The 12550-nt window shown below is 66.9% G+C and carries 10 protein-coding genes; all 10 read right to left on the minus strand.

Translation table 11 applies throughout. The features are described 5' to 3' along the window. The 10 genes from YM304_RS21170 to YM304_RS21215 all read right to left on the minus strand — a co-directional run bounded on the left by YM304_RS21170 (position 1) and on the right by YM304_RS21215 (position 12498). The gene (locus YM304_RS21170; protein ID WP_015443780.1) at positions 1-1191 is read right to left on the minus strand and encodes an ABC transporter permease; all 1191 of its coding nucleotides are present in this window, start codon (positions 1189-1191) and stop codon (positions 1-3) included. Continuing rightward, positions 1188-2756: an ABC transporter ATP-binding protein gene (locus YM304_RS21175; RefSeq protein WP_197536911.1), complete on the minus strand. Its 1569-nt coding sequence runs from the start codon at positions 2754-2756 to the stop codon at positions 1188-1190. Before YM304_RS21175 ends, YM304_RS21170 begins: the two co-directional genes overlap by 4 nt. 23 nt (positions 2757-2779) lie before the next feature. Beyond that, positions 2780-4015 carry a BMP family ABC transporter substrate-binding protein gene (locus tag YM304_RS21180; RefSeq protein WP_015443782.1) on the minus strand — a complete coding sequence of 412 codons (1236 nt, stop codon included), beginning with the start codon at positions 4013-4015 and terminating at the stop codon, positions 2780-2782. A 78-nt stretch (positions 4016-4093) separates the two neighbouring features. Continuing rightward, entirely contained in the window at positions 4094-5287 is a 1194-nt protein-coding gene (locus tag YM304_RS21185) for an aromatic ring-hydroxylating oxygenase subunit alpha (protein WP_015443783.1), read from the minus strand. A 2-nt stretch (positions 5288-5289) separates the two neighbouring features. Beyond that, positions 5290-6807, minus strand: a complete 1518-nt coding sequence (locus YM304_RS21190) for a class I adenylate-forming enzyme family protein (protein WP_015443784.1) — start codon at positions 6805-6807, stop codon at positions 5290-5292. A gap of 3 nt (positions 6808-6810) precedes the next feature. Then, positions 6811-8397, minus strand: a complete 1587-nt coding sequence (locus YM304_RS21195) for a hydantoinase B/oxoprolinase family protein (protein WP_015443785.1) — start codon at positions 8395-8397, stop codon at positions 6811-6813. A 25-nt stretch (positions 8398-8422) separates the two neighbouring features. After that, on the minus strand, positions 8423-10507 hold the full coding sequence (locus tag YM304_RS21200) for a hydantoinase/oxoprolinase family protein (RefSeq protein ID WP_015443786.1): 2085 nt from the start codon (positions 10505-10507) through the stop codon (positions 8423-8425). Further along, complete coding sequence (locus YM304_RS21205) at positions 10507-10902, minus strand: cupin domain-containing protein (RefSeq protein ID WP_015443787.1); 396 nt, start codon at positions 10900-10902, stop codon at positions 10507-10509. The genes YM304_RS21200 and YM304_RS21205 overlap by 1 nt, the downstream gene beginning before the upstream one ends. Further along, complete coding sequence (locus tag YM304_RS21210) at positions 10899-11384, minus strand: VOC family protein (protein WP_015443788.1); 486 nt, start codon at positions 11382-11384, stop codon at positions 10899-10901. The genes YM304_RS21205 and YM304_RS21210 overlap by 4 nt, the downstream gene beginning before the upstream one ends. A 121-nt stretch (positions 11385-11505) precedes the next feature. Next, positions 11506-12498 carry an aromatic ring-hydroxylating oxygenase subunit alpha gene (locus YM304_RS21215; RefSeq protein ID WP_015443789.1) on the minus strand — a complete coding sequence of 331 codons (993 nt, stop codon included), beginning with the start codon at positions 12496-12498 and terminating at the stop codon, positions 11506-11508. Between the last annotated feature and the right edge of the window lie 52 nt (positions 12499-12550).

Consider the following 12550-nt stretch of genomic DNA (forward strand, 5'->3'; position numbering starts at 1 on the left):
TCAGACACGACCTCTCGCGACGGCCAACGCGCGTCGTCGGTTGCGAAGGAAGATCAGCGCCGGTGGGATCAGCAGGGCGAGCACGAGGAGCCCCTCGACCACGTTGGTGATACGCCGTTCGACGCCGGTGGCGGCCACGAAACCCGACCCCGACCGGAGTCCGGCGAAGACGATCGCAGCACCGATGGCGGCCACCGCCTTCTGTCGAGCGACGAGCGCGACGAGCAGCCCGGTCCAGCCGATGTTGGCCGGGAAGCCGGGGACGAGGGTGTAGTTGCCGAAGTCTCCGCCGGCCAGCATCGCCGCGCCCGCGAGCCCGGCGAACCCGCCTGACACGAGCAGTGCGGTGCCGCCGTAGCGAGCCTCGCCGGCACCGGCACGGCGAGCCGTGCGTGGGTTGGCGCCGAGCATCCGCAGGCGGAAACCGAACACGGTGCGAGCCAGGAACACGGCCATGCCGATGGCGAGCAGCACGGCGAGGAACGCCGAGATCGGGAACTCGTTGCCGAACCACGTGACGCGCGGGATGCGGCGATCGTCGGCGAGTTGCTCACTGACCTGCTGACGGTTGGCGCGACCTTCGGCCGGAGCGAGCAACAGCGACTGGTTCTTGAGGCCGTAGCCGACGAGTTGCGCGCCGATGGTGACGAGCAGCAAGGTGGTCAGCACTTCGGGAACCTTGCGCCAGTAGCGCAGGAGCGCGGCGATCCCGGCCCAGGCCGCACCACCGATCGCACCGGCGACGAGCGCCGCCACGATCACGATCGGGCCCGGCCCGGCGAGTTCGACGCCCACGTAGGTGGCGGCCGCCGCACCGATGAACACCTGGCCCTCCTGGCCGATGTTGACCAGGCCGGCGGTCGAGCTCACGATCGTGCCGAGTGCGACGATGAGCAGTGGGATGGCAACGCCGATCGTCGTGCCGATGCGGCCGGGTTTGCGGATGCTGCCGTCGAGGAGTGCGTTGAACACCTCGCTCCACGAGCCTCCGGTCGACTCGACGAGTACCGCCGAGATGAGCAACGCACAGAACACCGAGATGACGTACAGCGTCACGATCTCGATGCCGGCGCGACTCCGGTCGGCGAACCTGGCACTCGCCAGGTCGGTGGCACCGGGGCCTTGTGCGTCGCCGCTGGCTTCGGCGACGGCGTCGTCGACGCTCGCGGCGTCGGGCGCGATGTCGGTCATACCTGTTGCCCTCCAATGAGTCGACCCAGACGCTCGATGTCGACGTCGTCGCGTCGCATCTCGCCGATGATCCGGCCTTCGTGCATCACGACGATGCGGTGCGCGAGGTCGAGGATCTCTTCGAGCTCACTCGAGATGAGCAGCACGGCGAGACCCGACTCGGCCGCTCGGCGGATGCGATCGGTCATGTACTCGATGGCGCCGACGTCGAGGCCGTGCGTCGGTTGTGCGGCGACGAGCACCTTCGGATCCTGCGCGAGCTCGCGTGCGAGCACCACCCGCTGCTGGTTGCCACCGCTCAGCGACCACATGGGTGCGTCGGGCCCGGTACACGAGATGCCGAACTCCTCGATGAGCTGCTCGGCGCGCTTCCTCGCCTCGTGCGGACGGATGAGACCGGCGGTCGACACGCGCGACGGGTCGACCAGGTACATGTTCTCGGCGACCGTCATGCCGAGCACGACGCCGGAGTCGTGACGATCTTCGGGGATCACGCCGATCCCGGCACGAGCCATCGCGCCGGGCGTGCCGACCGGGACCATCTCGTCGCCGACCTGGACGGTGCCACGGTCGGGGTTGATGAGGCTCGACAGCACGTCGCCGAGGTGGCGTTGCCCGTTGCCTTCGACGCCGGCGACGCCGAGCACTTCGCCGGCTCGCACTTGGAGGCTCAGGCCGTCGAGCAGCTTTCGTCCGTCGCGGCTCGTCATGGTGAGGTCGTCGACGCGCAGCACGCACTCGGCGTGCTCGACGTCGACATCGGCGATCTCGGTGCCGGCGAGATCGGTGTCGACCACGCCCAGCGCGACTCGTTCGGAGCGCAGCGCGACCTCGCGTCCGACCATGGCGTTGGCCAACGACGACGCGTCGGCGTCGGCGATGCTCATGCGTTCGACCACACGCCCCTGACGCATGATGGTGACGTCATCGGTGGCCTGCAGGATCTCGTCGAGCTTGTGGCTGACGAGCGCAACCGCGCGACCCTCACGGGCGATCACGTCACGCAGCGACGAGAACAGCTGCTCGGATTCTTCCGGCGTGAGCACCGACGTGGGTTCGTCGAAGATCAGGATCGCCGGGTCGCGTCGGAGACACTTGATGATCTCGACACGTTGACGGAGACCTGCGGGCAGGTCGCCGACGATGGCGTCGGGGTCGATCGCGAGCCCGTAGTGCTCGCTCAGTTCCCCGACGCGGCGACGAACGGCGGGTGGGTCGAGTCGACCCACGTCGCCGAGCGCCACGTTCTCCCAGACGGTGAGTGGCTCGACCAGGCTGAAGTGCTGGTGCACCATGGCGACCCCGCGACGCGCTGCGTCGATGGGGTCGGTGATCTGGCACCGCTCGCCGTCGATCGTGATGAGACCGGCATCGGGAATCGTCAACCCGATCATGATCTTCATCAACGTCGACTTGCCGGCGCCGTTCTCACCGAGCACACCATGGATTCGCCCGCGCGACAAGGTCAGGTCGACCTCGTCACACGCGACCACGGAGCCGTATCGCTTCGTGATCCCTTCGAGTTTCACTGCGGGAGCCGAGTCGACCGACTCGGCTCCCGCCACGCCACCACCGTTCATGAAGTCGCTCAGCTTCCGCCGAACGCCTCGCCTGCGATACGACCGAATTCGCCGTCGAGTTCGCCACTGGCGATGGTCTCGTAGATGGCATCCATCTCGGCCTGCTGTTCGGCCGTTGCGTCACAGATGACCGCACCGTTGATCGACGGGTCGCCGCCCGGCGAGTAGACGATGATGTCGCCTTCCGAGGCGGAGCCGTCGATGATCTGCGGGAAGATCTCACGGACGTAGTCGCCACCGTCGAAGCGCACGGCGATGTCCCACGAGAGGTCACCTTCACGGGTGCAGACGTCGGAGGCGCCGGCCGACAGCACGATCTGTCCACCTTCGTTGGCGAGCTGCACCAGCGGCTCGTGTGCGCCGCCGAGGTACGGGTAGATCGCGGTCGAGCCTTCGGCGACAGCGTTCTCGTACGCCGCGGTGGCGTTCTGGACGTTGTCGAAGTCGAACGGGAAGTCACCCGACTGGATGTACGTGAACTGGAGGTTCTCGTCGATCGAGTGGAGTCCGAGTTCGAACGAGAGGTAGTGCTGGATCTCGAAGCCGAGGTCACAACAACCGATCATCGTCACCGCGGTGCCGCCGCTGTCGCGCAGGGCGATACCGGTGGCGGCGCCTGCGGTGTAGGCGATGGCTGCGCCGTTGTCCTGGCTCTGGAGGTAGAACTCGCTCTCCGGGAACCCGGCGCCGCAGTTGCAGTACCAGAAGATGTCGGAGTACTGCTCGGCGAGGTCGGCCATCGGTTCGGCGATCTCGCTGGCGCCGACGATCAGGATGTCGACGGGCTGCTGCGCGAGGTTGTCGAGTTCGGTCGCGGCGTCGGCCGACTGGATGTTGTCGACGACGATGACCTCACCGAAACCGTTCTCGGCGGAGAACGACTCTGCAGCATCGACGACGGCCTGGTAGTAGGCGCCGTCGTCACGCGGGCCCGCAGCGGCGATGCCGATGCGAACTTCGCCGTCACCGTTGGCGTCGAAGTCGGCGATGACGTCGCCACTCTCGGCCGGTTCTTCGGTCTCTTCCTCGGCCGGTGCCTCGGTTTCTTCCTCGGCCGGAGCTTCGGTTTCTTCCTCGGCCGGTGCCTCGGTCTCCTCTTCGGCCGGTGCTTCGGCTTCGGTGGTCGCCGGCTCTGCTTCCGGCTCGTCGTCGCTACCGCATGCGGAGGCGATCAACGTCAGCGCAGCGAGTGCTCCGACCGCCCGGGTGACCGTTGACGGTCGCTTGGATGATGTGTTGAGCATGTGCTCGGTTCCTTCCCCTAGGTGGACTGATGGTCAGTCCATTTATTGAATAGTAGACATCGCTTCGTTTCGACGGTGTTACGCGCGAGCGTCAGGTGTGCTGCCACCGCGGTAACGCTGGACGAGCCATCGATTGAACTGGATGTGGCTTTCTTCCTGCCACGAGTACCGCCCACGGGGAGCGAACCGCGACCGCAGGCCCTGTTGCACCTTGGTGGTGGCGTCTTGGTCTTGCTGGACAAAGACCTGCACACCGGCGTCCGACAGCAGCATCTTCTGCTCGAAGAGCGGATCGTCGAGCGCCGACGGATGGAAGATGTAGCCGATCTCGATGTCGATCGTCTCGGGTCCGGTCGGACGCACGAGGAAGAAGAAGCACTGATCGGGTGCGGTGCCGAAACAGAGCGTCGGCGGCATGAGCGCGAACGTCGAGCGGGTGCGCTCCTCGTCGGTGAGGTCGGGGAACACGTCCATGATCACGCGATGCGTGGCGTTGAAGCCGCCGTCGATGTGCGTGTAGCCACCGGTCCGGAAGATCACGTTGGAGTCGTCGCTCCACGGCACCGGGAACTCCGACATGTTCGACGGGCAGAAGTCCTGGACGAACTGATGGAGACGGTTGGCGTGATAGCCGTCGTTGAAGTTCTCGAACATCACCTTCCAGTTCCACGGCATGTTCTCCAAGGTGAACGTGCCGGGACAGATGGCGTTCTCGAGGTCGTAGTTGGCGAGGAACGGGGTGTAGCGCTCGAGGGTGGGTGCGAGCGGTGCTGCGTCGGCGTCGAAGTTGACGAAGACGAAGCCCTGCCACTCCTCCACGCGGAGTTGCGGCAGGCCGAAGTCGGCCTTGTCGAACGCTTCGGTGCGCTCCATCGCCGGCGCGCCGAGGAGGCGACCGTCGAGTCCGTAGTTCCAGTGGTGGTACGGGCACTTGAAGGTGGTGTTGTTGCCTTCGCCTTCGCACACCTGCATCGCGCGGTGCTGACAGACGGCCGACATCGCGCAGACCTTGCCCTCCTTGTTGCGGGCGATGATCAGCGGTTCGTCGACGATCGTGACGGTGAACCAGTCGCCGACGTTCGGGATGCGCTCGGCGCGACCGACGCAGAGCCACTCCTTCATGAACAGCGCCTCGGTCTCGAACGCGAGCACGTCGGGCGACGTGTACAGCTCGGGCGGAAGCGTCGACGCCGTCGACACGTCATCGATCGACGCGTCGAGACTCGCCAACAGTTCGTCGCTCAAGTTGGTCCCGTTCGTACTGGTCGTCATGCTCACGACACCTCTTCTTTCAGTAGGAATTTGCGGATCTTGCCGACGCTCGTGCGCGGCAACTCGTCGAGCAGCGTGATGTCACGCGGCTGCTTGGCCTTGCCCAGACGTGCGCTGCACCAGTCGAGCAGTTCGTCGACCGTCGGCGGCGACGCCGGGTCGTTGGCGACCACGAAGGCGACGGGCACTTCGTCACGCACCGGGTCGGGGGCTCCGACCACCGAGGCTTCGAGCACGCCGGGGTGTGCGGTGAGCACCGCTTCGACCTCGACCGTCGACACGTTCTCGCCGGCGACCTTGAGCACGTCGGAACGGCGACCGTCGAAGAAGAACCGGCCGTCGGCATCGACCGAGGCGCGATCGCCGGTGCGGAACCAGGCGCCGCGAAAGCTGGCGGCCGTGGTGTCGGGATCGTCGAGGTACTCGGTGAACAACGTGGTGCCGGGTGTGCCGCGCACGACGATCTCGCCCACCTCGCCCACGGGCACCGAGTGACCGTTCGCGTCGTGGATCTCGACCTCGCAACCCGCCGTGACGAACCCCATCGAATCGGGGCGAGGATCATCGGCTCGGTCGGTCAGCACAGCGGGAATCGTCTCGGTCATGCCGTACAACTGTCGTGGTCGACAACCGAACCAGTCGGTCACCGTGGCGTACTGCTCGTCGGAGATGTTCTGAGCAAACCAGCAGTGACGCAATTCGACACCCTCGACCCGTTCACCGCGAGCGAGGATCATCCGCAACGGTGCGGCGAAGAGGCTCGCGCACGTGGCGCCGTGTCGTGCGGCCTGCGGGAGGAATCCGCTCGCCGAGAACGTGTGCATCAGGGCGACCGACGCCCCGGCCCAGATCGCCGAAGCGAACGAGTAGTACTGCGCGTTCGCGTGGAACATCGGCAACACGACGATGTGGCGATCGGCGGTGGTGAGCTCGGCGGCTTCGGCCATGGTCTTGCCGGCGAACGCGTAGTTGGCCTGCGAGATGACGACGCCCTTCGGCCGTCCGGTCGTACCGCTGGTGAACATGATCGCGGCGGTGTCGATGAGCGCCGGCGTCGGCCAGTCGGTGAACGCCTCGTCGGGCAACCAGGCGAACTCGGCGTCGGCTTCGTCGGTCTCGATGACCGCGATGTCGCCGGCGGCGGGTCGATACGCATCGAGCCGGTCGCGGGAAGCGAAACCGACGACCGGCTCGGTGCGTTCGATGTGATCCTCGAACTCCGCGGTGCGACCCATCGGGTCGGACGGCACGATCCGACCGCCGAGGCGCACGGTGGCGATCCACGCCGCGATGAACGTCGGCGAGTTGGTGAGCGCCAGGTGCACGGTGGCGCCAGGGCCGACCCCGTGGTTCGCCAATGCGGTCGCCATGCGTGCGACGACACGGTCGAACGCGCCGTAGGTCCAGTCGGTGACCGCACCGTCGGGTGCTTCGAAGGTGAGGAACGGGCTGTCGGAGCGCGCGACGACGGCGTCGGCCCAGCGTTGGGCGAACGTCGTTGCGTCGGGCCACTCCGACATGACTTACTCCGCCGCTCCGTAGCCGCCGCCGCCCGGCAGCTCGAGGCGGATGACGTCGTCGCCGGTGAGGCTGATTCGAGCTTGTGTCTCGACCTGCTCACCGTTGACGAGGAAGCTGCCGGTTGCGCCGGGTTCGCCGCCGAACACGCCGAGCGGTGCTTCGGCCAACCGGCTGGTGACGGCGTTGAGCTGCCACGGGCGTTCGGTGTCGACCGAGAACTCGATCGCCTGGCCGAGGCCGCCGGTCTGGGCACCAGCGCCGCCCGACCCGGGTCGGAGCGACTTCTCGCGGAACCGGATCGGTGCCGATGCCTCGACCACTTCGATCGGCACCGCCGACACGCCGGTCGGGTACGAGCAGGCGTTGAGTCCGGGCTTGGTCGCACGGGCACCGACGCCGCCGGCGTAGGTGAACATGGCGGTGATGAACGGACTGCCGTCGGGGTGGTTGCCGTTGACCTGCATGGTCCACACCGCGCCCGAACCTTCGGCCATGGCCGCTTCGGGACGAACCTGCGCGAGTGCCTTGAGCAGTGCGTTGGGGAGGAACATGCCGACGACGTGACGGGCGGTGCCGGGCTGCGGCGACACGGCGTTGACGATCGAACCCTCGGGAGCCTTGACCTTGATCGGGCCGAGGCTGCCGTGGTTGTTCGGGATGTCGGGGTTGAGCACCGAGCGGACCGTGAACGTGGTGTACGCGTGGGTGTAGTTCATCACCACGTTGATGCCCCACGGCGAGGCCTCGGAGGTGCCCTCGTAGTCGACGGTGATCTCACCGGCGTCGCTGTCGACGGTGAGCGCACACACGATGTCGATCTTCGCGCCGTCGGCGAGGTCGAGCACCGCGCTCGCCTCGTACGTGCCGCTCGGCAGCGCACGGATGCTGTCACGCGTGGCCTGCTCCGACCGGTCGATGATCTCGTCGGCGAGCCCTTCGATGTCGTCGAGTCCGTGCGCTTCGCACAGCGTGTTGAGTCGCTGTGCGCCGATCTCGCCCGACGCCATCTGTGCGTGGAGGTCGCCCGCCATGTGGTCGGGTTGGCGCACGTTGGAGAGGATGAACTTCCAGACGTCGTCGTTGCGTTCGCCCTGCTTCATCAGCTTGCAGATCGGGATCCACAGGCCCTCTTCGAACACGTCACGGCCGCCGGCACCGATGCCGTAGCCGCCGACGTCGGTGTGGTGGATGGTGGAGCCGAACAGCGCGATGATCTTGCCGTTGCGCCACGCCGGGACGAGCACGGTGACGTCGAGCAACTGGCCGGCGGTCTTGTACGGATCGTTGGTGATCAGCACGTCGCCCTGTTCGAGCGTGTCGATCGGGTACTCCTCGAGCATCTTCGCGGCGCCGATGGCGAGCGAGTTGATGTGCCCGGGCGTGCCGGTGACCGCTTGCGCGACCATGCGGCCGCGGCGGTCGAAGACCGCGTTGGCGAGGTCGCCCGCTTCACGCACGATCGGCGAGAACGCCGAACGCTGCAGGGCACGGGCCTGCTCGTTGACCGTGGAGATCAACGACTGCCAGAGGATCTCGAGTTCGATCGGGTCGAACCCGTCGGCGGTGGGCCGTTCTTCGGTGATGGTCATGCTTCGCTCCTCACGCTCTCTTGCTTCAGGCCGTTTGCCGGGTGGCGATCAGGCTGCCGTCGGCAGCGACTTCGACGTTCCATCCGGGGCGGATGACCGACGTGGTCTCTCGTTCTTCGACCACGGCCGGACCGGTGAACGTCGCACCGGCGCCGAGTGTGGTCCGGTCGTAGACGGGTGCGTCGACCGCGGCGACGCCGCGGGCGAACACCATCGGCCGCGTGCTCTTGGGCGTCACGTCGCCGACGTGTGCGGCGATCGAGTCGTCGGGTTCGACCATCGTGGTGGTGGCCGACACCGACAGGCGCCAGGTGATCGCCTCGACGGCGACGTCGGGGATGGTCATGCCGTAGATGCGGCGGTACTCGGCTTCGAAGGCCGCGGTGACTTCCTCCGCCGACGACGGCCAGGTCTCACCTTCGCCGACCCAGATGGTGATCTCGTTGCCTTGGCCCGCGTAGCGAGCGTCGACGCCGTAGCGGAACACGATCTCGTCGTCGGGCACACCCGCGGCGCGAAGCACACGGCGACCCTCGTTGCGGAGATCGTCGAGCAGGGCGTCGCGCTCGGCGTCTTCGACCTTGCCGATGAGGCGGGGCATCGACCGGGCGAGGTCGATGCGGACCGGCGACACGAGCGTGCCGAACGCCGACAACACCGATGCGTTGACCGGGAAGATGACCTGGTTCGCTTCGAGCAGTTCGGCCACGCCACAGGCGTGGACCGGGCCGGCACCGCCGAATGCGATGAGCGGGATACCGCGCAGGTCGACGCCCATCTCGACGCCGTGCATGCTCGCCGCGGCGGCCATGTTCTGGTTGACGACTTCGTGGATGCCGGCGGCGGTGTCGAGCATCTCGAGCCCGAGCCCGTCGGCGACGGTCTGCGCTGCGCCTTCGGCGAGCGAACGATCGAGCGGCATGTCGCCACCGAGGAACGCCGCCGGGTCGAGCAGACCGAGGATCACGTCGGAGTCGGTGACGGCCGGAACCGTGCCGCCCTGTCCGTAGCTGGCGGGGCCGGGGGCGGCGCCTGCCGACTCGGGTCCGACCTTGAGCAGACCGAACTGGTCGACGCGGGCGAGGCTGCCACCGCCGGCGCCGATCTCGACGAGGTCGACCGACGGCACCGAGACCGGAAAGCCTGACCCCTTCTTGAAGCGGTAGGCGCGAGCGACTTCGAACGTGTTGGTGAGTTCGGGTTCGCCGTGCTCGATCAGGCAGGCCTTGGCGGTGGTGCCGCCCATGTCGAAGCACAGCAGGCGGTCGATGCCGAGGCGGTTGGCGAACCAACTCCCGGCGAGCGCACCGGCGGCCGGGCCCGACTCGACGAGGCGGATCGGGCCGCTCGCCGCGTCGTCGGCCGACACGACGCCACCGTTCGAGAGCATCATCAGCACCGAGCCGCCGAAGCCTTCGGAGGCGAGCCACTTCTGCAGTTCGTCGAGGTAGGGGCCGATCACGGGCATGGTCGCCGCGTTGCAGGCGGTGGTGATCATGCGCGGGTACTCGCGGATCTGCGGCGAGATCTCGGCCGAGATGCACACCGGCACGCCGAGCGCCGTGCGCAGGTGCGTGGCGATCTTCTGTTCGTTCGCCGAGTTGACGTACGAGTTGAGGAGACAGATGGCGACCGACTCGACGTTCGCGGCGCGGAGCTGTTCGGCGAGGGCGTCGAGGTCGGCGTCGGTCGGGTCGGTGATGACCTGGCCGCTGGCGCCGACGCGTTCGTCGATCTCGAACGTGAGCTCGCGGGAGATCGGCGGTTCGGGGAACTCGATCTGCAGGTCGTACATGTCGTAGCGGTGCTCGTCGCGGATGAGCAGCGTGTCGCCGAACCCGCGCGTGGTGACGAGGCCGGCGCGGCCGGTCTTGCCTTCGATCAGCGCGTTGGTGATGAGGGTGGTGGCGTGCACGATCGGGGCGATGATCTCGCCCGGCTTCACGCCGGCTTTGGCGAGGAGCTGGGTCACGCCGGTCCGCACGCCTTGCAGCGGTGCGCTCGGCGTGGTGAGCGTCTTGTCGACGACCACGCGTCCGGATTCGGCGTCGAGCAGGACGACGTCGGTGAACGTTCCTCCGATGTCGACTGCCAATCTCCAATCAGCCATCAGTGCACTTCCTTGTTGTCTCGTAGATCGTCACGGGGTGGGGCGAACACGTCGAGGATCCAGCATTCGTCGAACTCGTCGTCGCCGACGAAGATGCTGTCGCCGTGCCACACACCTTTGGGGGCGAGGTACGCCTGGTGTTCGGCGATGACCTGGCGCTCTTGGCTGGACTCGTCTTCGTCGATGCGGAAGTCGAGTGCGCCACGCACCACGATGCCGAGCTGCTCGTGGTCGTCGTGCTTGTGCAGGAACGAACCGGTCGAGCCGCCGGCGATGCGCCAGAAGCAGAGCTGCAGGCTGTCGCCGGTGAGGACGCGGCGCCGGAATCCGGGCCGGTCGGTCTCGACGAACTCGTCTTCTTCGAAGAAGTGGCAGTACTGGTTCGCGAGATTCACGAGGCGTCCATCAGGTCGGCGAATCGTTCGACTTCGGCGTCGAGGTCGAGCGGGCGCACGATGGCCTTGTCGGCTTCGTCGCCCCAGTGGTCTGCCGGGACGAGCCACATCACTTCGAACTCCAAGCCGTCGGGGTCCATGCAGTAGAGGCTCTTGTTCGCGCCGTGGTCGGAGGCGCCCTTGAGCACGCCGGCGGCGCTCATGCGGCCGTGCATCTCGACGAGGTCGGCGAGCGTCTCGACTTCCCACGCGAGGTGGTACATGCCGACGGTCTCGCGACCGGCGGCCGAGGCGCCCGCCTGGCTGCCGATGCTGAAGAACGCGATGTCGTGGTGATTGTCGGACTTGGGTGCCCGCATGAACGCGAACTGGCCGGGCTCGTCGATGACGGTGATGAAGCCGAGGACGTCTTCGTAGAACTGACGGTGGCGTGCCGAGTCACGCACGTACAGAACGGCGTGATTCATACCGGTGATACTCATCGTTTCTCCAGGTCTGACGACGGGTGGACCGTCGTGAGTCGTTTCATCCGTAGTGGACTGATGGTCTGACCATAACAGACGCGATCTGAGTCTGCCAAGGGAATCGTGCGGTGCATGCTCGTCAGCCCAGGCCGGTGAGCTCCGCGAACCGACGACGCCATTCGACCGACGGCTTGTCGGACTGCACGTTGACCACACCGGTGCGGCTCAAGGGCAACGTGCCCGGCACGCGTTCGAGCATCGCCTTGTCTTCGGCACCGATCGCCCGGTCGAACTGCAAAATCTCCTCCGGGTCGATGCTGTGGTCGTCGTTGCGCCACACGACGAACGTGAACAGCGTGTTGAGGTCGTCGATCGGCGTGCTGCACAGCAGCAGGATGTGTTCGAGGCCGTCGTCGTAGCGGATGGTGCTGCGCACGATCAGCGGCAGGAAGAAGCCGGTGCTCATCGAGCGGTGGACGATGGCGTCGGTGCTCCCGCTCGACGCCGCACCTTCGTCGGGGTTCGCGGCGTCGACGTCGTACGCGTAGCCGTAGAAGTCGTCGTCGAGCTGCTTCAGGTCGAGCTTCGGCACGTCGGGGTCCTGCGCGGACCCGAAGGTTCCGGTGTGGACCCACGGGAAGTGGCTGATGTCCAGGAAGTTGTCGACCATGCGCGGTGCGGAGGTCGCCCAGGGTTCGACCTCGGTGTTGAGCCGGCGGAATGCCGGGTCGTCGTCTTGCGCGATGGTCGGGATGTCGGCGGCAGGCTCGCCCGGGCACACCCACACGAGGCCGTACTTCTGCTGCACCTGCATGCACGGGAGGTGCGCGGTCGGCGGGATCGCGGCGTCGGGTCCCGACGACGGGACCGACACGCATTTGCCGTCGGCGCCGAACCCCCAACCGTGGTAGGCGCAGGCCAGTTCACCGTTGGACACCTTGCCGATCGAGAGGGGTGCCTCCCGGTGCGGGCAGCGGTCGGGTGCCACGATCAGATCGCCGGTCGGGCCGCGCCAGATCACGAGATCGTCGCCGAGCAGACGAACGGCGAACGGTTGCTCGCCGATGTCGTCGATGCGTGCGACCGGATACCACGCGGTGCGGAGTGCTTCGCTGTGTACGAAGTTCGTCATGCCGATTTCCCTTCAGGACGGCCCGCCGAGAACGTCTCGACGAGCACTTGGT

The sequence above is a fragment of the Ilumatobacter coccineus YM16-304 genome (assembly GCF_000348785.1).
GTDB lineage: Bacteria > Actinomycetota > Acidimicrobiia > Acidimicrobiales > Ilumatobacteraceae > Ilumatobacter_A > Ilumatobacter_A coccineus.